The 20,191-nt window shown below is 71.3% G+C and carries 16 protein-coding genes and 1 riboswitch; of the genes, 7 read left to right on the forward strand and 9 right to left on the reverse strand.

Annotated features, from left to right (window positions below):
* The first annotated feature begins 65 nt into the window (after positions 1–65).
* Complete coding sequence (locus tag AC6JBM_RS38000) at positions 66–2,192, forward strand: hypothetical protein (protein ID WP_497978719.1); 2,127 nt, start codon at positions 66–68, stop codon at positions 2,190–2,192.
* A gap of 82 nt (positions 2,193–2,274) precedes the next feature.
* Positions 2,275–3,102: a DUF5753 domain-containing protein gene (locus AC6JBM_RS38005; protein WP_497978720.1), complete on the forward strand. Its 828-nt coding sequence runs from the start codon at positions 2,275–2,277 to the stop codon at positions 3,100–3,102.
* A gap of 6 nt (positions 3,103–3,108) precedes the next feature.
* Here the strand turns inward: AC6JBM_RS38005 and AC6JBM_RS38010 are convergent, their stop codons facing one another.
* Genes AC6JBM_RS38010 through AC6JBM_RS38035 form a run of 6 tightly spaced genes read right to left on the reverse strand, consistent with a single transcriptional unit; the run spans position 3,109 to position 9,688 of the window.
* A complete protein-coding gene (locus AC6JBM_RS38010) occupies positions 3,109–4,407 on the reverse strand; it encodes an ABC transporter substrate-binding protein (protein WP_497978721.1) in 1,299 nt (432 codons plus the stop codon).
* A gap of 11 nt (positions 4,408–4,418) precedes the next feature.
* Positions 4,419–5,519, reverse strand: a complete 1,101-nt coding sequence (locus tag AC6JBM_RS38015) for a branched-chain amino acid ABC transporter permease (RefSeq protein ID WP_497978722.1) — start codon at positions 5,517–5,519, stop codon at positions 4,419–4,421.
* A complete protein-coding gene (locus AC6JBM_RS38020) occupies positions 5,516–6,403 on the reverse strand; it encodes a branched-chain amino acid ABC transporter permease (RefSeq protein ID WP_497978723.1) in 888 nt (295 codons plus the stop codon). The genes AC6JBM_RS38015 and AC6JBM_RS38020 overlap by 4 nt, the downstream gene beginning before the upstream one ends.
* The gene (locus AC6JBM_RS38025) at positions 6,400–8,193 is read right to left on the reverse strand and encodes an AMP-dependent synthetase/ligase (RefSeq protein ID WP_497978724.1); all 1,794 of its coding nucleotides are present in this window, start codon (positions 8,191–8,193) and stop codon (positions 6,400–6,402) included. Before AC6JBM_RS38025 ends, AC6JBM_RS38020 begins: the two co-directional genes overlap by 4 nt.
* Positions 8,190–8,957, reverse strand: a complete 768-nt coding sequence (locus AC6JBM_RS38030; RefSeq protein ID WP_497978725.1) for an ABC transporter ATP-binding protein — start codon at positions 8,955–8,957, stop codon at positions 8,190–8,192. The genes AC6JBM_RS38025 and AC6JBM_RS38030 overlap by 4 nt, the downstream gene beginning before the upstream one ends.
* On the reverse strand, positions 8,954–9,688 hold the full coding sequence (locus AC6JBM_RS38035) for an ABC transporter ATP-binding protein (protein WP_497986610.1): 735 nt from the start codon (positions 9,686–9,688) through the stop codon (positions 8,954–8,956). The genes AC6JBM_RS38030 and AC6JBM_RS38035 overlap by 4 nt, the downstream gene beginning before the upstream one ends.
* A 300-nt stretch (positions 9,689–9,988) precedes the next feature.
* Positions 9,989–10,150, forward strand: a riboswitch (cyclic di-AMP (ydaO/yuaA leader).
* Positions 10,151–10,190: 40 nt separating this feature from the next.
* On the opposite strand from AC6JBM_RS38035, the gene AC6JBM_RS38040 reads away from it, so the two are divergent.
* From AC6JBM_RS38040 to AC6JBM_RS38050, 3 genes are all read left to right on the forward strand, one after another.
* Positions 10,191–11,111 carry an NlpC/P60 family protein gene (locus AC6JBM_RS38040; protein WP_497978726.1) on the forward strand — a complete coding sequence of 307 codons (921 nt, stop codon included), beginning with the start codon at positions 10,191–10,193 and terminating at the stop codon, positions 11,109–11,111.
* A 60-nt stretch (positions 11,112–11,171) separates the two neighbouring features.
* Complete coding sequence (locus AC6JBM_RS38045) at positions 11,172–11,951, forward strand: methyltransferase domain-containing protein (RefSeq protein WP_497978727.1); 780 nt, start codon at positions 11,172–11,174, stop codon at positions 11,949–11,951.
* A 398-nt stretch (positions 11,952–12,349) separates the two neighbouring features.
* Positions 12,350–12,763: an Rv0361 family membrane protein gene (locus AC6JBM_RS38050; protein WP_497978728.1), complete on the forward strand. Its 414-nt coding sequence runs from the start codon at positions 12,350–12,352 to the stop codon at positions 12,761–12,763.
* A gap of 361 nt (positions 12,764–13,124) precedes the next feature.
* Here AC6JBM_RS38050 and AC6JBM_RS38055 read toward each other — a convergent pair whose 3' ends face one another.
* The 3 genes from AC6JBM_RS38055 to AC6JBM_RS38065 form a co-directional block, all read right to left on the reverse strand.
* The gene (locus tag AC6JBM_RS38055) at positions 13,125–14,048 is read right to left on the reverse strand and encodes a sigma-70 family RNA polymerase sigma factor (protein WP_350620449.1); all 924 of its coding nucleotides are present in this window, start codon (positions 14,046–14,048) and stop codon (positions 13,125–13,127) included.
* 401 nt (positions 14,049–14,449) lie between these two features.
* Complete coding sequence (locus AC6JBM_RS38060) at positions 14,450–15,442, reverse strand: NAD-dependent epimerase/dehydratase family protein (RefSeq protein WP_497978729.1); 993 nt, start codon at positions 15,440–15,442, stop codon at positions 14,450–14,452.
* An 845-nt stretch (positions 15,443–16,287) separates the two neighbouring features.
* On the reverse strand, positions 16,288–17,205 hold the full coding sequence (locus tag AC6JBM_RS38065) for a glycoside hydrolase family 16 protein (protein WP_497978730.1): 918 nt from the start codon (positions 17,203–17,205) through the stop codon (positions 16,288–16,290).
* Positions 17,206–17,437: 232 nt separating this feature from the next.
* On the opposite strand from AC6JBM_RS38065, the gene AC6JBM_RS38070 reads away from it, so the two are divergent.
* The gene (locus AC6JBM_RS38070; RefSeq protein WP_497978731.1) at positions 17,438–19,288 is read left to right on the forward strand and encodes a bifunctional metallophosphatase/5'-nucleotidase; all 1,851 of its coding nucleotides are present in this window, start codon (positions 17,438–17,440) and stop codon (positions 19,286–19,288) included.
* Between the two features lie 93 nt (positions 19,289–19,381).
* Positions 19,382–20,191, forward strand: coding sequence for an SAM-dependent methyltransferase (locus AC6JBM_RS38075; protein ID WP_497978732.1), 810 nt, complete (start codon positions 19,382–19,384; stop codon positions 20,189–20,191).

Raw genomic sequence — 20,191 nt, forward strand, 5'->3', positions numbered from 1 at the left:
TGACCGCATCGCGCGTCCGCACCCTCGCGCACCGTAGCGGGCTCGCAAGGAGAGAAAGGGAGGCCATGACGGAGGGCCGGCACCACAGGCGTCGCGGCGACGACGACCTCACGGCCGACGGGATCTACGTCCCGCCCCCGCGCGAGACGCCCGCCCCAGCCCCCTCACCGTGGGCCCCCACGGCATCGACCGAGTCCCCGCCACCCCCGCCACCCCCTGGCGACGCACCATCGCCGGCGTGGGCCGCGCGCCCCTCCCCCTGGGCGCCGGCCGACGACGGCGACTCGTACTCCGACGACCACCCCGCGGAGTACGAGGAGGAAGGGCCGTATGCGCCGGCGGAGGACGACCCCCCGCCTCCACCGGCGCATACGGCCCGACCCCGCCGCGACGACTGGCTGCCGCCGCTCTACCCCCAGGAGTGGCCGCCCGCCCCCGACCACCATGAATACCGGGAACACCGAAGGCCCGTCCCGCCCCCGCCACAGCCGCAGCAGCCGGCACCGTCCGACCAGCCCCCGGGCACCAAGTTGTGGGTGGCCGTCGGCGTGGTGATCGTCGCGCTGGCCGTGGCCGCCGGGGTCGCGGTCGGGCTCAACCTCGCCTCGCGCAACCGCGCCGAGCACTCCGACGGCGCGGCCGGAGCGGCGGCTGCGACCTGCGGCGGCCGGGGGGTGCTGCGCACCACCGTCACCCCCGAGCTCGCCCCCGTCGTCGAGCAGGCCGCGGCGGACATCGGCGCCAACCAGCAGGGCGGCTGCAAGCTGGTCGCCATCACCGCCACCGACACCTACGCCGGCGGCGAGGCCTGGATCCCGGCGACCGCGGGCTGGGCCCGGCTGGCCAAGTTCGACTATGCCCCCGAGCCCGTCTCGCTGGCCCGCACCCCGGTCGTCATCGCCGCCCCCAGGGCCTACGCCGAGGGGCTGGGCTGGCCGGACAAGCAGCCGACGTGGGCCGCGCTGGGCGCCGCGCTCAACAACGGGCAGGGCCCGAAGCTCAGCATGGGCAGCCCGCTGCGCGACACGGCGGGGCTGCTCGCCGCGATGGAGATCCAGAGCGCGATGGCCCGCACCACGACCGACCCCGGCATCGCCCAGATGCGGGCGCTGTCGGTGCGCGCGCGGCTGGCCGACGCCGAGGCCGAGCCGGCCAAGCTGCTGGAGAAGCTGGCGCAGCAGACCGACTCGGCCCGGGCCCTGCGCGACGTGGGCCTGTTCACGCTCACCGAGCAGGACTTCTGGCGCTACCAGCAGACCCGGCACCCGGTGGCGATGGCTGCGCTGTACCCGGCCGACGCCATCGCCGAGGCCGACTTCCCGCTGCTGATGACCCCGAAGGCGGCCGGCGACGGGGAGCTCAAGGCGCTCGCGGCCCGGCTGGCCGAGCGGATGCACGCCAAGGAGTTCGCCGACCGGCTCACCAGCCGCGGGCTGCGGCCGGCCGGCGACGCGGCGCCGGGCGGCGACGGGCTCACGGCGAAGTACCAGGCGGCGATCGGGCTGCCGGACAACGTGGCCGAGTGGGCCGCGACCTGGGCGCAGTACAAGCGGCTGGCCTACCACACGCTGCTGCTCGTGGACGCGTCCGCCTCGATGAACGACGAGGTGCGCGACCGGGCCGGCAACGCGACCACCAAGGCGGGGCTGCTGCGCTCGGCCGGAGTCCAGGCGGCCCAGCTCTTCGGCGACGAGACCAGCCTCGGCGTGTGGATGTTCGCCTCGCCCGGGGCCGAGGCGCCGCCGTTCACCGTGGCGCTGCCGTTCGGCCCGATGAGCGACGCGGTCGGCGACGTGCCCCGGCGCGAGGCGATGCGCAAGGTGGCGGAGCAGTACGCGGCGATGCCGAAGGCGGGGACCCCGCTGTTCGAGACGGTGCTGCGCGGGGTGGGTGACCTGAAGGACCGGTTCGCCTCCGACGCCGTCAACCTCGTCGTGGTGCTCACCGACGGCCGCGACCAGGACTCGAGGTTCTCCATGCCCAAGGAGCAGTTCCTGAGCCGGCTCACCGGGCTGCGCGACCCCGGGCGGCCGGTGATGGTCTTCGCGATCGGCTACGGCGGCGACGCCGACATGACCGTGCTGCGGGAGATGTCGCAGCTGACCGGGGGGCAGGCGGTCGCCTCGAACGACCCCGGCGACCTGGCCAGCGCCATGGCCAAAATCTTTCTCGCAGCCCACGCGCCCAGATAGGTGCATCTGCCGCAATCCGGGTAGACAGGCGGAGCCCTCGACCGGGGCGATGCCATGTGTGTACGCGATTGGGGTGATGGCCATGAGCGGGCCTATCGTGGGCAAGCGCCGCCTCCGAGCCGAGCTGCGACGGCTGCGGCGCGAGCGGGAGCTGACCCAGGACCTGGTGGCGGCCGAGATGGAGTGGTCGCTGTCCAAGCTCATCCGCATCGAGAACGGCACGGTCGCCATCTCCGTGAGCGACCTGCGCAGTCTGCTGGCCTACTACCGGGTCCACGACCCGCGGACGGTCGACGAGCTGCTGGAGCTGGCCCGGGCGGCGAAGCGGCGGATGTGGTGGGACGAGTACCGTCCGACCCTGTCCGCGCAGCTGGTCACCTACGTGGGCTTCGAGGCGGAGGCGGCCCGCGTCGGGGAGTGGGCGCCGATCATGTTCCCGACGCTGCTGCAGACGCGGCGGTACGCGCACGCCACCACGGACGCCGAGTCCCCGGCGGCCGAGCGGCGGGTCGAGTTCCACCTGCGCCGCCAGGAGGAGCTGTTCGCCCGTAGCGAGCCGCCCAGCGTGCAGGTCCTGCTGGACGAGTCGGTGCTGCGCCGCGGCCCCGTCTCCGGCGACGAGTCGCTGCTAGTCGACCAGCTGGAGCACACGATCGACGTGGCGCAGCGCCCGTACGCCGACATCCGGGTGGTGCCCCTCGGGGCCGGCTACCACCCCGGCTGGGACGGCGACTTCACGCTGCTGGAGTTCGGCGCCGACGACGGCGTGCTCTGGCGCCAGCACCTGCTGTGGGAGGAGCCGGAGCTCATCGCGGCGTACCGGATGATCCTCGAACGGCTGGCCAACCTCGCACTGTCGCAGGAGGCCACGCTGGACCTCCTGCGACAGGTGGCGAGTGAGCTCAAGTAAGCATGCTCAGAGCTTTTCGTAACAGGGCTTGTCGAGCTTGTAGTCCTTGGCCGTGGGGCCGACGAAGTAGTCCTTGACCAGCGGCACGTCCGTCGTGCCGTTGCCGGTGGCGGGGCTGTAGAGCAGCGACTGGCGGAACTGCCCGTCGGGGCCGCCGGCGAAGTTGCCGGCGCCGTCGGGCAGCATGCCCTCGTAGTCGACCTTGGTCAGCGACTTCGCGGCCTTCACGAGCCCGGCCCGGGTCAGGTCGCCGTCGGCCTGGGCCTTCTTGAGCGCCGCGAGCAGCGGGTACGACCAGACCCAGCCGGACGTGTAGCCGTCGTTCGGGGTGACCGAGGAGCCCAGCGCCTCGCGCATGGCCTTGTGGCCGGGCGAGTCGGTGGAGAACGTCTTCCACGGCGCGGTCTGCAGGTAGAGCGCCTTGAGCGCCGGGGCCGCCGGGCTCTGCAGCAGGCCCGGGTTCCACGACGGGCTGGTGCCGATGAACTTGCCGGTGTAGCCGCGCTGGGCGGCCCCGCCGACGACCGCGGCGGTGTCGGCCGGACCGGTGGTGATGATGACCAGGTCCGGCTTCTGGCTGACGATCGCGTTGATCGCGCCGGCCTGCTTGTCGGTGCCCGAGTCGGTCTTCACGTCGATGAACGTGATGCCGTTCTTCTCCGCGGCGATCTTGGTGCCGGCGGCGGCGTCGTCGCCGTAGTCGCCGGCCAGGTGGACCGCCATGACGGACTTGGGCTTGAAGGCGTCCTTGGCGTAGTCGACGGCGTTCATCGACTCGAAGCAGTAGTTGGCGCCGGACTCGAGGATGTTGTCCTCGAACGCGTACGCCGACGTCCACGCGGCCGGGGTGGCCAGCACGTTGTTCTGCTTCATGTCGGGCAGGATCGCGGCCGTGGTCGGCGAGCCCAGCGACTGCGCGAGCGCCAGGACCTTGCCCTTGATCTCCTGGTATACCTCGTTGTGGGTCTGCGGGTTGTACTTGTTGTCGCGCACGTAGGTCTCGGCGTCGACGTCGTAGCCGCCGATCCCGCCCTGCGCGTTGACGCGCTGCCAGAACTTCTTCTGGGCCTCGGTGATCGGCACGGCGAGGGCGTGGAACGGTCCGACGGTGAGGTCGGAGATGATGCCGAGGTAGATGCACCCGCGGTCCTTGTGCTCGGACTTCGGGCACGGCTCCTTGGTGATGCCGACGTCGGTCTTGGTGCCGCCGGCGTTCTGGGCGTCGGTGTTGTCCGCGCCGCGACAGGCCGAGAGCCCGGCCGCGGCGAGCACCGCGGCCAGGGTGAGGGCGATCGACCGTTTCATGCATGGGCTCCTTAGTACGAGAAGGGCCAGGCTTTCCAGTAGTTGCGAAGCCGTATCCAGATGCCGAACAGCCCCCGCGGCTCGAAGATCAGGAACACGACGATCAGCACGCCGTAGAGGACGGTCTCGAGCTGGTAGGCGTTCGGCGACTCGGCCGGGGACGAGCTGATGAACGGCAGGAGCGACGGGATCTCCCGGGTCAGCCGCGGCAGCAGCGTGATCAGGAAGGCGCCCAGGATCGCGCCGCTCACGGTGCCGGCCCCGCCGATGAGGATCATGGCGATGTACTGCACCGAGAGCAGCAGGTCGAACGAGGTCGGGTCGAAGTAGCCCGCCCCGACGTAGAGCAGCGCACCGGCGCAGCCGGCGTAGAACGACGACACCCCGAAGGCGACCGTCTTGTAGCGGGCCAGGTTGACCCCGATCACGCCGGCCGCGATGTCACGGTCCCGGATGGCGGTGAGCGCCCGGCCCACGCGCGAGCGGGCCAGGTTGCGCGCGGCCAGGGCGCCGATCAGCAGCAGGACCAGCATCAGCAGGTACAACTTCTGGTCCCTGGTCAGGAACGCGCCCGACGTGTTGAGGTCGAGGCCCAGCAGCGACGGGGCCGGGGGCTGGCGGCCCACGCCGGGCCCGCCGGTCAGCTCGGACCAGCCGTTGATGACGTGCCCGCCGATGAAGACCAGCCCGAGCGTGACCACGGCCAGGTAGAGCCCGCGCAGCCGGGTGGCCAGCGGCGCGACCAGCATCCCGGCCAGCGCCGCGACCAGCCCCGCCGCGGGCAGCCAGACCAGGATCTCGGTGACCCCGAAGCCGATCGTGCGCCCGTCCGGGTCACCCGCCAGCGCGGCCGCCGTGTAGGCGCCGATGGCCAGGAAGAACGCGTGGCCGAGGGACACCTGCCCGGCGAGACCGGTGACGATGTTGAGGCCGAGCGCGCCGAGGGCCGTGACGCACGCGAGGCCGAGCAGCTGCAGCACGTCGTCCTGCACCAGGAACGGCATCGCCAGCGCGACGAGCAGCCCCACGAGCACGAACGAGCGTTGGACGGCGGTGCCGAACAGCGCGAAGTCCTGGGAGTACGCGGTGTGCAGCAGCGGACGCTTTCTCATACGCGCGTGACCTCCCGGGTGCCGAACAGCCCGTACGGGCGGACCAGCAGGACGAGCAGCATGACGACGTAGGGCGTGACGACGGAGAAGTTGCCGCCGAGCCACGGCAGGTGGCCCTGGTAGGCCGCGGTGACCTCCTGCACCACCCCGACCACCACCCCGCCGATGACCGCCCCCGGCAGCGAGTCCAGCCCGCCGAGGATGATCACGGGGAGCGCGGTCAGCGCGACCAGCCACAGCGACTCGCTGACGCTGCCGCCGACCGCGGCGAAGGTGCCGGCCACGGCCGCGAGGGCCCCGGCCAGCGCCCACGACATCGCGAAGACCGACCCGACGCTGACCCCCTGCGCGAGCGCCGCCTCCTGGTCGTAGGCGGCGGCCCGCATGGCCAGGCCGGTGCGGGTGTACCGGAAGAAGGCGAACAGCGCCGCGATGAGCACCGCGGTCGTGAGCACCATCGCCACGTGCCGCTGCTCCACGACGACCCCGCCGGGCAGCTTGAACACCTTCAGCCCCCACGGGTCGCCGACGTGGCGCACGTCGAGGCCGATGAAGGCGTTGTCGACGACCCGCACGGCGATGTCGATGCCGAGCGTGATGATGGCGACGGTGAACACGGGGCGGCCGATCATCGGGCGCACCGCGAGCCGTTCGACGCCCAGGGCCAGGCCGCCGGTGAGCGCGGCCGCGGCGATCAGGGCCGCGAAGAAGCCGAGCGGGCCGGCGAGGTACGTCACCAGCACCGCCCCGGCGAGCATGAACGACGGCTGGGCGAACGAGATCACCCGCGTCGCCTTGTAGATGATCACGAAGCCGAGGCCCAGCAGCGCGTACACGCTGCCGGTGCCGATGCCCCGCAGCACGCTTTCGAGCAGATCCTTCACGCCGGACTCCGGTACATCTCGTCGACCTCGGCGCGGAAGGCCTCGGCGACCGCGGCGCGGCGCACCTTCTGCGTGGCGGTCAGCTCTCCGGTTTCGTGGTCGAGCTCCTTGGGCAGCAGCCGGAACGTCTTGAGCTGCTCGACCGGCGCGCGGCCGGCGTTGACCTCGTCGACGATGCCGCGCACGAGGGCCAGCACCTCCGGCTTGCCGGACAGGTCGCGGTAGGTGGTGTAGGCCAGGCCCCGCCGCTGGGCCCACTCGCCGACGGTCTCCAGCTCGATGCCGACCAGCGCGGTGAGGAAGGCCCGGCGGTCCCCGACGACGACGGCCTCCTTGACGTACGGGGAGGCCTTCAGCGCGTTCTCGAGCTCGCTGGGCGCGATGTTCTTGCCGCCCGCGGTGATGATGATGTCCTTGGCGCGGTCGGTGATGCGCAGGTGCGTGCCGTCGAGCGCCCCGATGTCCCCGGTGCGCAGCCAGCCGTCGGGGGTGAGCGCCGCGGCGGTGGCGTCCGGGTCGGCGTAGTAGCCGGCGAAGGTCCCCGCGTGCCGGGTCAGGATCTCGCCGCCGTCGCCGATGCGGACCTCGACCCCGGGCTGGGGCTCGCCGACGGTGCCGAGGCGGACGCGGCCGGGCCGGTTGGCGGTGGCGATGGCGGCGTTCTCCGTCATGCCGTACACCTCGTGCATCGGCACCCCGATGCCCATGAAGAACCGCAGCACCTCGGGCGCGACCGGGGCGGCGCCGCTGGCCGCGTACCGCACGTGCCGCAGCCCGATCCGCTCCCGCAGCGCGCGGTAGCAGCACAGCCAGCCCAGCGCGTAGCGCAGCCGGCTGCCGGGGGTGTGCCGCCCGCCGTTGGCGGCGAGGGTTGCCCCGATGCTGTCGGCGACCCGCAGCCACAGCCGGGCGTTGGCGCGCTTGAGCCGCGACGCTCCGGCGATGCGCGTGGTGACGCCGGCGAGCATCTTCTCCCAGATGCGCGGGACACCGAAGAGGATCGTCGGCTGTACCTCGCGCAGATCCGCCTGCACGGTCGCGATCGACTCGCCGAAGTGCACGACCACGCCCGTGGCCGCGCCGAGCCACACTGTGAAGACGCGCTCGGCCACGTGACACAGCGGCAGATACGACAGCAGCAGGTCACGGGGGCCGGGCGGCGGATCGGTGAGCCCGCCCTCGCCGCGCAGCACGCCGACGGCGAAGTCCACATTGGACACGGTGAGCATCGCGCCCTTGGGCCGCCCGGTCGTGCCGGAGGTGTAGACGAGCGTCGCCAGGTCGCCGGGCTCGGCCGCGAGCTCCAGGTCCTCCTGGGAGACGCCGGCGAGCAGGTCGCCCCAGAAGAGCAGGCGATCGTTGGTGTACCGGTTGCGGATGCCCTTCGGATCGAGGTACACGATCTTGAGCAGCCCGGGGCAGTCCTCCAGCACCGCCAGGGCCTTGTCCACCTGCTCCTGGTCCTCGGCGATGAGCACCTTCGCGCCGCAGTGGGCCAGCAGCCAGCCGACGTCGCCGGACGGGCTGGTCGGGTAGAGCCCGACGGTCGCCGCGCGCAGCGCCACCGTGGCGACGTCGGCGAAGAGCCACTCGGGCCGGTTCTCGGACAGGATCGCGACCCGGTCGCCCGGCTCCACGCCCAGCCCGCGCAGGGCGTGCGCGACCGACCGGGCCGTGTCCCAGTACTGCCGCCAGGTGATCTCGCGCCAGATGCCGCGGTGCTTCTCCCGCAGCGCGACCGCGTCCGGGGTCCGCCGCGCCCGATCGCGCACCAGCTCGGCGATGGTCATACCCCCTCCCCCAGGTACGCCCGGATCACGTCGGGGTGCTGCTGGACCTCTTTCGGCGTGCCGCACGCGACCGGGACGCCGAAGTCGACCACCAGCACCCGGTCGGCGAGGTCCATGACCAGGCCCATGTCGTGCTCGACGAGGATCATCGGGATGCCCAGCTCGTCGCGGATGTCGAGGATGTACCGCGCCATGTCCTCGGTCTCCTCGAGATTCATGCCGGCGACCGGCTCGTCGAGCAGCAGCAGCCGCGGCTCCATGGCGAGCGCGCGGCCCAGCTCCACCCGCTTCTGCACGCCGTACGGCAGCAGCCCCACCGGCATCCGGCGCCACGGCGCGAGCTCGAGGAAGTCGACGATCTCCTCGACCCGGGCCCGGTTGGCCAGCTCCTCGCGGCGGGCGCGGCCGAGCCAGGCGACGGCGGCGAGGGTGCCGTAGCGCATGTGGTGGTGCCGGCCGAGCATCAGGTTCTCCACGACCGTGAGCTGGCGGAACAGCTCGACGTTCTGGAACGTGCGGGCGACGCCGAGCCGGGCGACGCGGTCGGGGCGCGCGCCGGTGATGTCGGTGTCGCCGAGCAGGACCCGGCCGTGTTGCGGGCGGTACACCCCGGAGATCACGTTGAAGATGGACGTCTTGCCGGCGCCGTTGGGGCCGATCACCGCGAAGAGCTCGTCGGCGCCGACGCTGAAGTCGACCCCGTTGATCGCCTTGACGCCCGCGAAGCTCAGCTGCACGTCCTTGAAGGTCAGCACATCGCTCACGACAACCACCGCTTCCGCCGCTTGTAGTGCTTGACCTCGCGGAACGAGTGGGCGGCGTGCGATCCCAGGTAGAACTCGCGGATGTCGTCGTCGGCGAGCAGCTCGGCGGCGGGCTTGTCGAGCACGACCTTGCCGTTCTCCAGCACGTATCCGTGCTCGGCGACGGAGAGCGCCATGGTCGCGTTCTGCTCGACCAGCAGCACGGCGGTGCCGGCCCGGTTGATCTCCACGATCAGGTCCCGCACCTGCTCGACCATGCGCGGGGCCAGGCCCAGGCTCGGCTCGTCCAGCAGCAGGTACTTCGGGTCGGACATGAGCGCCCGGCCCATCGCCAGCATCTGCTGCTCGCCGCCCGAGAGGTAGCCGGCCACCGCCGCGCGCCGCTGCTTGAGCACCGGGAAGAGCGCGTACATGCGCTCCATCGCCTCGGCCGCGCCGCGGCGGCGGGTATGGGCGCCCAGCCGCAGGTTCTCCTCGACGGTGAGCTCGGCGAAGGTGCGCCGGCCCTCCATCACCTGACTGATCCCGCGCCGCACGACCGCGGCGGGGCGCAGGCGGTGGACGGGAGTGTCGCCCAGGGTGACGGAGCCGCGCGTCACGGCCCCGTCGTGCACGCCCAGCAGGCCGGAGAGCGCCCGCAGCAGCGTGGTCTTGCCGGCGCCGTTCGCGCCGAGGAGGGCGACGATCCGGCCCTCCGGGACGGCGAGGCCCACGCCCCGCAACACCAGCATCACATCGTCGTAGACGACCTCGAGGTTCTGGACCCGTAGCACGTGCGGACCCCCGAACTATTTGCACCGGCGGTGTAAGAAGTTAGGAGTATTTAACCCGCTTCCGCGTAGGAATCAAGCCCCGAATCTGTAACCGTCCGGCACCGATGTCACGGTCTGGCACGGGCGGCCAACCGGCAGTAATACGGACTTTTGGGGTAATAGATATCGAGCGGGACGCACGCCTTTCGCCCGCGAGATGATCACGTTAAGTTAGGCTCTGGCCTGCTCGGCAGTCCGCCGTCCAACCCGGACGGCGCCGGGCAAGCGCCGCCGAATCGACATCGCGCGCACCCACCCCCGGGCGCGCGCGGCGAACCGGGGACCCGCGCTTCTCGGGGTGAATCCGCAACGCTGCGGTAGGGCGCTATCTCTTCCCGCCCGAACCCGTCAGCTAACCCGGTAGGCGGTGTCGGTGCAGAAGGGTCTTTCCTTGTCCACTGGACATCGTGCCCGCCGGTCGGTGCTGCGGACTCTGCTGATCGGGTTCGTCTCACTCACCGTGCTCGCACCCGCGACGGTCGCGCACGCGGATCCGTCGCTCGCCGACATCGAGGCTCAGCTCGACAAGTCGAACAAGGACCTCGAGGCCACGGTCGAGGCCTGGAACAAAATCAACATCGACCTGGCCGACTCCCAGAGCAAGGCGAAGACGCTCGAGGACAGCGTGGCGGCGACCAACGGCGCCGTCCAGGAGATCGCGATCGCCGCGTTCAAGACCAACGGCAACATGCGCAACCTCAACATCGTGCTCAACGCGACGTCGTCGGGCTCGCTGATGGACCAGCTCTCGATGCTCCAGCAGATCACGCACCAGCAGCAGAAGAGCATCGAGGACTACAAGAACGACAAGGCCAAGCTGGACGAGACGATCGCGGCCCAGAACACGCAGAAGGCCGATCTCGAAAACCAGCGCAAGCAGATCGAGGGCGACGTCAAGAAGCTCGAGGACCTGCAGAAGAAGGCCAAGAACGCCGGCAGTACCAAGGTGAGCTCGCCCGGCACGACCAACGCCAAGGCGCCCGTCGTCGACGACGCGACCCGGCAGAAGGTCGTCAACTTCGCCTACGCACAGCTCGGCGAGCCCTACAAGTGGGGCGCCGCCGGTCCGAACAGCTGGGACTGCTCCGGCCTGACCATGGGCGCGTGGGGCGCCGCGGGCGTGAGCCTGCCGCACAACGCGGCCAGCCAGTGGAGCAAGGTGGCCCACATCAGCAGCTCCCAGCTGCTGCCCGGCGACCTCGTGTTCTACAACGGGCTCGGCCACGTCGGCATCTACGTCAAGCCCGGCACCATCGTGCACGCCCCGCACACGGGCGACGTGGTGAAGGAGGCGCCGATCGGCGTCGACAGCATCTACGGGTACGGGCGGCCGAAGGTCTAGTTCGTCGCTTGTTCGAAGGGCCGCTCTTCCCATCGAAGGGCGGCCCTTCATCATTGGGGCATGGCGACCTGGGATCCGCAGCAGTACGAGCGCTTCGCCGACGAGCGCGCCCGCCCGTTCCGCGAGCTCGTGGCGCGCATCCCCACCACGTCCGCGGTCGCCGTCGTCGACCTCGGCTGCGGCCCCGGCACGATGACCGCCACCCTCGCCTCCCGCTGGCCGGACGCGGCAATCCTGGGCCTCGACTCCTCGCCGGCGATGATCGCGGCGGCCGCGGAGCACCGAACCGCCCAGCTGACCTTCCAGCTCGCCGACGCGGGCGAGTGGCGGCCCCAGCGCGGCTCCCTCGACGTCATCGTGGCCAACGCCTCGCTGCAGTGGGTCGGCGACCACGAGACGCTGCTGCCGCTGTGGGCGGCGGCGCTCGACGACGGCGGCACGCTCGCCTTCCAGGTGCCGCTCTCCTTCGACCCGGGCATGGTCGCGGTGGCGGCACAGGAGCGCTGGGCACCGCTGCTGGCGGGCGCCTCGGGCACCACGGGTCCGCGCTCGGCGTCGCCGGTGCTGAGCGCGGCCAACTACGTGCGGCTCCTCTCCGCGGCCGGCCTCACCGTGGACGCGTGGGAGACGACCTACTACCACGTGCTGCCCGGCGAGGACCCGGTCTTCGAGTGGTTCAAGGGCACCGGCCTGCGGCCCTACCTCGACGCCCTCTCCGGGAACAACCTCGAGGAGTTCACGGCGGAGGTCAAGGAGCAGATGCGGCAGCTGTACCCGCGCGAGCCCTTCGGCACGATCCTGCCGTTCCCTCGCCTCTTCGTCGTCGCACAGCGGGCCTGAAACGGCTCGCGGCTCGCGGCTCGCGGCGCTCGATTCCCCGGCCTGCGGCCCGCGGCCCCGTTTCCGGCCCGCAGCCCCGTTTTCGCGGCTCGCGACCCCGTTTCCGGCCCGCAGCCCCGTTTTCGCGGCTCGCGACCCCGTTTCCGGCCCGCAGCCCCGTTTTCGCGGCTCGCGACCCCGTTTCCGGCCCGCAGCCCCGTTTTCGCGGCTCGCGACCCCGTTTCCCGGCCCGCGGCTTGTCTCGCATCGGACATGGCTCCGGCCTCTGCCCGCGGCCGCGCGCACGTGCCGACCGCGCCATAACGCCGTTCCCGTTCGCGCGAATCGTCGCGCATCGGGCATGACCTGCGTCAAATGGTTTACATCAGGTCTTGATCTCGATTCATACGCTGATGCGCGTGAGTAAAACCTGGAAGATCATTATTTTCGGCGGGATCGGCCTCTTCGTACTCTGCTGCGGGGGCGGCGTCGCCGGGCTCTTCTTTGTCGTCAACGGCTCCACCAAAGAACCCAAGGCCGCGACCGTGGACTTCCTGACCGCGCTCGAGACCGGCAAGACCCAGGCCGCCTACGACCTGCTGTGCTCCTCGGCGCAGCAGAACTACGGACCGGAGACCTTCGAGGCGTACGTCAAGAAGGACCCCATCACCGCCCACGACATCAGCTGGGGCGGCTCCTACAGCAACAACAACGGCAACGAGACGGCCCAGATCGACGCCAGCCTGACCTACCAGAACGCCGGCAAGTCCAGCCACACCTTCGACCTGATCAAGGAGAGTGGATCCTGGAAGGTCTGCGGCAACCCCTTCTAGGGCCACTCGCCTCATGGCTGTCATACGGGCCGCGGAACTGCCCAGCTCCGCGGCCCGTGAGCGATGTCCCGCCGCAACGACTACTCAACTGCTCGGCCCGCGCCGCCACCGCAGCTCACCGCTGATCCCTTCGCGCCGCCACCGCAGCAGCTGACCACTCACCGCTCGCCACTGCCGCCGCATGCCCGCCGTGACTGCTCCGCTGCCTGGTCCGGGCCGCCGCCGTTCGCGCAGCCGCCACCGTTCGCCGCGGACCGATTCCCGCGCCTTCCCGCGCCGCCGGCTCGGTCTCACCGCGCGAAAAAGCCCCGGGTCCGCTCCGACCCGGGGCCTTGCTCGTCTTGGGGGATGTAGCTGCTTGCTAGGCGGCCTGCAGGCCCTCCGCCCGGGCCAGCTCACGCAGCCGGCCGAGCGCCTGAATCTCCAGCTGGCGAATGCGCTCGCGGGAGAGCGAGAACCGCGTCGCCACCTCGGTCAGCGAGTGCTCGCGCCCGTCCTCGAGGCCGTAGCGGGCCCGCATGATGCCGGCCGAACGGTCGTCCAGGTGGTTGAGCAGGCCCTCGATCCGCTGGCGCTCCAGCGCGGCCAGGACCACGTCCTCCGGCGACGGGGCGTCGGAGTCCGCGACCAGGTCGCCGAGGTTGGTGTCGCCGTCGTCACCCACGGGGGTGTCGAGCGACACGGTGTCCTGCGACCAGCGCATGAGCTCGTGCACCCGCTCGACCGGCACGCCGAGCGCGGTCGCCAGCTGCTCCGGCTCCGGGTCGTTGCCGAGCTCACGGGTGAGCTGCCGCGCGACGTTGCGCATGCGGTTGACGTCCTCGACGAGGTGCACCGGGAGCCGGACCGTGCGCTCCTGCTGCGCGATCGCCCGGCTGATCGCCTGGCGGATCCACCACGTCGCATATGTCGAGAACTTGTATCCACGCACGTAGTCGAACTTCTCGACGGCGCGGACCAGGCCGGTGTTGCCCTCCTGGATCAGGTCGAGCATCGGCATGCCGGACCGCACGTAGCGCCGCGCGATCGACACCACCAGGCGCAGGTTGGCTCGGATGAACCGGTCCTTCGCCCGCTCGCCGTCGGCCACGAGGCGGTGCAGCTCCTCCGCGGTCACGCCGTCGGGAATCTCGTCGCTGTCGAGCAGGTGCTCGGCGTAGAGCCCAGCCTCGACCGCCTTGGACAGCTCGACCTCAGAAGCGGCGTCGAGCAGCGGCGTGCGGGAGATCTCATGCAGGTACACGCCGACCAGGTCACGCTCCTCGGCACCTGTATCGGGTCGCATCTCCACTTTCACGTTCTCCACCTTCGGGCCCCTCCCCGCTCCATCCTTCGCCTTCCCCGTTTCACCCTGCTAAAACGGGTGCCCCCCGGGTATGCCCCCTACACAACAGTCAAAGCGCCTGCCGAATTCCGCCCCGAGGGGCGATTCGGTGACGACCCCTGAGAGTTGCACCACTTACCTAGACGCTCGGGAGACTGCTCCGGTTCGCTTCGGTTGCAACAAGTGATACGTGCTCTACCTGCCCGTCAGACGCCTGAATTCGCTGTGAGTTCCCTGGGAACGCCAGTGCGGGAGGCGCTTGACGCTCGTGGGCACGGTTGTTCATCGGCAACGGTCAGGGACACGACAGCCTTTTCCGGCCTTGGCGAGCGTGACGCGATGAACACTGGCAGGTCGCCGGCTCACCGCTCGTGCCATTCACGCAACAGCTGCGCCTCTTCATCGATACCCAATCCGTTCTTCGCATCGATGTGGGATGCGTCACGAATGGCCTCGATGGTGTCGCGGACGGTCTCGGCGAGCGGCCGGGTGCGCAGGCCGGCCGCGAGCGAGGCGGTCACGTCCCGGCTCAGGAACCCCGCGTACTCCGGCAGGGGCAGCCAGAACGGCAGCGACCGCGGCCCGCTCCAGGGCGCCACCTCGCGATCGAGCAGGAAGTCCTGCGCGACCCAGGTGAGCTGCTGCGGTACGCCCGCCGCTTCGGCAAAGCCGGCGTGGAACTCCTCCCGGCGCATCGGCGCCCCGATGCCGTCGAGCGCCCCCGCCAGCCCGCTCCCGCCCGCGGCGATGATCCAGTCGGCCAGATCGCGCACGTCCACGAGCTGCACCGCCTCGTCCGGCCCGCCTGGGGCGAGCACCTCGCCTCCGCGCAGCGCCCGGCGGACCCAGTACTCGAACCGGTACGTCGGATCCTCCGGCCCGACGATCATCCCGGCGCGCACGAGGAACGTGCGATCCGCGCCGAACCCGTCGGCCGCGAGGCGCTCGCACGCCACCTTGCACCGCCCGTACTCCTCCGCCCCGGCCCCCGGATCCCCGTCGAAGTCCGGCAGCAGCAGGGGCGCCGTCGCGGCGGTCTGTCCCGGGGTCGCACTGTCGGCGTACGCGGAGCAGCTCGACACCAGCGTGTAGTGCCCCACGCGCCCGCTGAGCGCCCCCACGGCGTGCCGGACGTGGTGCGGGTGGCGGGCGACGTCCACGACCGCGTCGAAGGCGCCCTCGATCGCGTCCAGCCCGTCGGCGCGGTCGCGGTCGACGCGGACGAAGGCGGCGCCCTCGACGGGCTCGCCGGACTCGCCGCGGGCGGCGCAGACGACGTCGTGGCCGGCCTGGAGCGCCTGGCGGGCGAGGGCGCGGCCGAGGAAGACGGTGCCGCCGAGTACGAGGATTCTCATCGGCCGATGATTCGCGGCTCGCCGCTGGTTCGCCAGGCCGTTTCGCCCCCAGCGGATCCGCTTGGAGCGAAGCCGCCTCCTGCCGCGACGCACTCGACGCGACTCCTGCCCGCGACGCACCCGGCACGCGGCTCCTGCCCGCGACACACCCGGCGCGCGGCGCTCCTGCCCGCGACGCACCCGGCACGGCTGATGAACGCGGCGCACTCAGCGCCGCAGCTGCCCGCGACGCACTCAGCGCGGCACGCGGCTGCGGCCACGGCGCGCTCAGCGCGGGACGCGGGACGCGGGGGCGCGGGACGCGGGGGCGCGGGACGCGGGGCGCGGGGCGGTTCACGGCGCGCTCAGCGCGCAGCGCGTGGCGCGGCAAACGGCGCGCTCAGCGCGCAGCGCGTGGCGCGGCAAACGGCGCGCTCAGCGCGCAGCGCGTGGCGCAGGCGCGGCGCGTGGCGCAGGCGCGGCCCGTGGCGCAGGCGCGGCCCGTGGCGCAGGCGCGGCCCGTGGCGCAGGCGCGGCCCGTGGCGCAGGCGCGGCCCGTGGCGCGGCCCGCGGCCCGCGGGACGCGGGGCGGTTCACGGCGCGCTCAGCGCGGGGCGCTCAGCGCGGGACGCTCAGCGCTGCCCACGGCGCGGCCCGCCGGCCCACGGCGCGGCCCGCCGGCCCACGGCGTGCCCCGCGGGACCGCGGGACGCGTTCGCCACCCGCGAGCCGCAGGCGCCGTTCCAGCAGCCCCGCGGCCCCGGCGCACGACAGCCCCCGAATCGACCAATTCGGATTTACCGCCCGACAGGCGATAAATCCGAAAAGTCGCGGCGCGAAGCGCCCGACTTTTCGCGCAAACAGCATCAGGCGCGATGCGAGGACTTCGGGCGATGCGGCCGAGTCTTGTGCACCACGAGGCCGAACAACGCGAACGCCGCCATAACCACCGCCGCCACCGCCAGCCACAACGACCAATGCCGATCCCCCGCAGGCGCGGCCGGCATCGCACCCTCCCGCGTCACCGGACTCGCCCCCGGGTCGGCGTCCGCCGGGGCGAAGGACCAGATGCGCAGGTAGTCGATCTGGAACTCGGCCGGCAGGGCGGTCGACGAGCCGGGAGTGCCGGCCCGGTCGCCGGTCGTCACGGCGAAGCCGAACCACCGCGGCTCCGTCGACACCGCGGGATCGAGCCACTGCAGGGCGCCGTCCACGTAGACCTTGAAGCCTGACGGGGCCCATTCGATGACGTACGTGTGCCAGTCCCGGAACGTCCCGGTCAGCGCCCTGGTGTTCGTCGTCGTGCCGTCGGAGTTGCTCACCAGCGCCTGCTCGGCCCCGGGCTTCGCCATGATCTCCAGCTGCGAGTTGTGCCGGTCCACGGCGCGGTCGACCGGGCGCAGCAGGGCCATCGAGTCGATGCCGGCGCCGACCGGCGCGCGGGCCTTGAACTCGTAGCGGCCGAACTGCTGGGCGGCGCCGACGCAGCGCAGCTCGCCGGTGACGTAGGGCTTGCCGCCGTAGGTGCGCTTGTGCAGGGCCAGGCTCAGGTGGCCGTCGGCGACCGTCACCGCCTCGGGGCGGAAGTAGCTCGCCTGGGCGCCCTCGGGCGCGCCGTCGTAGGCGGAGCAGCCGGTCGGCAGGGTGCCCGCATCGTCGAAGGTGTTGGCGAAGACCGGCTTCCAGCCGTCGGGATCGGCGGCGTTCACCCGTTCGGGGAAGATCAACCCACTCAACGCGGCCGATGCGAGGACGACCAGCACGGCCGTGAACCGCCTCAGCATGGTGGCCGCCTCCGTACGCGAGGTGTCCCTTCACCGGCAACGTACTAGATACCTAGCGGTATTGCATCGTCGCGCAGTGTGTACTGCCCGTTCGACCGGTCCGTTCCCTCCCGCCGCCGACCCTCGCTTTTACCCGTACGACACCGAACCGACGACGAGTGGTGCTCGCGCGCGGCGGACGCGATCGACAAGGATGTTCATCTACGCATGTGTCCTTCCAAAAGGAGAGATCATGGCCCAGCCAAGCGCCCGCGGCTGGCGGTTAGCGCAGCACCTCGCGGTGCCCGCACTCGCCGTCGCGGTCGTCGCACTGCTGCCCTTGGCCAAGACCGGCGGATCGCAGGCATCGGACCGGTGGACGCCACTGACCCCGGCCAAGGTCTCGTTCGCCGAGAAGACCGGCCCGACGACGACCGCACAGCTGCTCGGCTTCAACGACTTCCACGGCAACATCGACCCGCCGACCGGCAGTGGCGGGCTCATCAACGGCGTTCCCGCCGGTGGCTCTGAGTACCTCGCGACCTACCTGACCAAGCTGCGCAACGACGCCAAGAAGGCCGGCGTCAAGAGCAGCGACACGGTGGTCGCCGGCGACAACATCGGCGCCTCGCCGCTGGTGAGCGCCGCGTTCCACGACGAGCCGGCGATCGAGGTCCTCAACGCGATGGGCGTCGACTTCGCCTCCGTGGGCAACCACGAGTTCGACGAGGGCGTCACCGAGCTCTACCGGATGCAGTTCGGCGGTTGCCACCCGACCGACGGCTGCCAGGACGGCGACGGGTTCTCGGGGGCGAAGTTCCAGTACCTCGCCGCCAACGTCACCCAGAAGTCCAACGGCCTGCCGATCCTGCTGCCGTTCACGATCCGCTTCTACGAGGGCGTGCCGGTCGCGTTCGTCGGCATGACGCTCGAGGCCACGCCGGGCATCGTCAACCCCGCGGGCATCAAGAACGTCGACTTCCACGACGAGGTCGAGACGGCCAACAAGTACGCCACCATTCTGGGCTGGCTCGGCATCAAGTCGATGGTCCTCGTGGTGCACGAGGGCGGCATGCAGAGCAGCCCGCCCGCGCCGCTGGACCCGTCCGGCTGCGCCAACTTCGCCGGCCCGATCACCGACATCACCAAGGGCCTCAACCCGGCCTACGGCGTCGTCGTCTCCGGCCACACGCACCGGTTCTACAGCTGCGAGCTGCCCAACTCCTCGGGCAAGAACTCGCTGGTCACGAGCGCGGGCACGGCCGGCACGCTGGTCACCGACATCCGGGTCACGCTGGACAAGAAGACGCGCAAGTTCGTCGACGCGTCCGGCACCAACGTGATCGTCGACAACGGCGTGAAGAACGCGGACGGCACGTACCAGAAGGACGCCTCCGGCAACTTCGTGCGCAACACGGCCCTGGTCGACGCCAAGGTGAAGAAGATCGCGGACAAGTACCGCGTCGCCGTGGCGCCGCTGGCGAACAAGGTCATCGGCAGCATCAGCGCCGACATCACCACGACCCAGGTCGCCTCCGGTGAGACCCCGCTCGGCGACGTCATCGCCGACGCGCAGCTGGCCTACACCAAGGGCTCGGCGGGGGCCCAGATCGCGTTCATGAACCCGGGCGGCATCCGGGCCTCGCTGATCTACGCCAACTCCCCCGGCGGCGAGGCGCCCGGCCAGGTCACCTACGGCGAGGCGTTCACCGTGCAGCCGTTCAACAACCTGGTCGTCACCCAGTCGTTCACCGGCGCGCAGATCAAGGACGTCCTCGAGCAGCAGTTCGTGGGCTTCCAGGGCCAGACCGTCCAGCGCATGCTGCAGGTCTCGGCCGGCTTCACGTACAGCATCAGCGCCTCGGCTCCGGCCGGATCGAAGATCAGCAACATCCAGCTCAACGGGGTTGCCCTCGACCCGGCGGCCACCTACAAGGTGACCACGAACGACTTCCTGGCCAACGGCGGTGACGGCTTCCTGAACCTCGCGAAGGGCACGGGCCGGGTCACCGCGCCCGGCTTCGACGTCGACGCCCTGACGTCCTACCTGGCCACCGGGCCCATTGCTCCGGGGCCGGCCAACCGTTACGCCTTGATCGGCTGATCGATACTCGTCTGGGCGGGCGGCGGGTTTGCTCGCCGCCCGCCCGCACGTATGCTCGGCGACGAAGCGACCGAGGTCGAGGAGTGTTGATCCGTGGATCGTCCCAGCTGGGCCCCGGCCGACGTCGACCTCGACCGGCCGAGTGTGGCCCGGGTCTACGACTACTACCTCGGCGGATCCCACAATTTCGCCGCCGACCGCGCCTTCGCCGAGCAGGTCCTCAAGGTCATGCCGGCCGTCGCCGGGCTCGCCCGCAGCAACCGGGCCTTCCTGCGCCGCGCGGTGCGGGAGCTCGCCGCGCAGGGCGTCCGGCAGTTCCTCGACCTCGGCTCCGGCATCCCGACCGTCGGCAACGTGCACGAGGTGCTCACCGACGCCGGCGTCACCGACGGGCGCGTCGTCTACGTCGACCACGACCCGGTCGCGGTCGCGCACAGCCGGGCCATCCTGGCCGAGGTGCCCGGCACCGCGGTCGTCGCCGGCGACCTGCGCTCCCCCGCCGAGGTGCTGGCCCAGCCGGAGATCCGGGACCTGCTGGACTTCGACCGGCCGGTCGCCTTCCTGCTCGTCGCGGTCCTGCACTTCGTCCCGGACGAGCTGCGCCCGGCCGACATCGTCGCCGCATACGCCGCCGCCGGAGCGCCCGGCAGCCACGTGGTGCTCTCGCACGCCGGGCTCGACCGGCCGCTCACCCCGGCCGAGGAGAAGGCCTGGGAGATGTACCGCAAGTCGCCGACCCCGCTCATCCTGCGCACCGCCGAACAGGTCGCGGCCCTGCTCGGCGACCTGACGCTGCTCCCGCCCGGGGTCGTCGCGACCCACCTCTGGCGCCCCGACGGCGACGAGGAGTCCCCGCCGGACGGCAACGCGGTCGGCAGCGCGGTCGTCGCGCGCAAGGATTAG

The sequence above is a fragment of the Dactylosporangium thailandense genome (genome assembly GCF_059739745.1).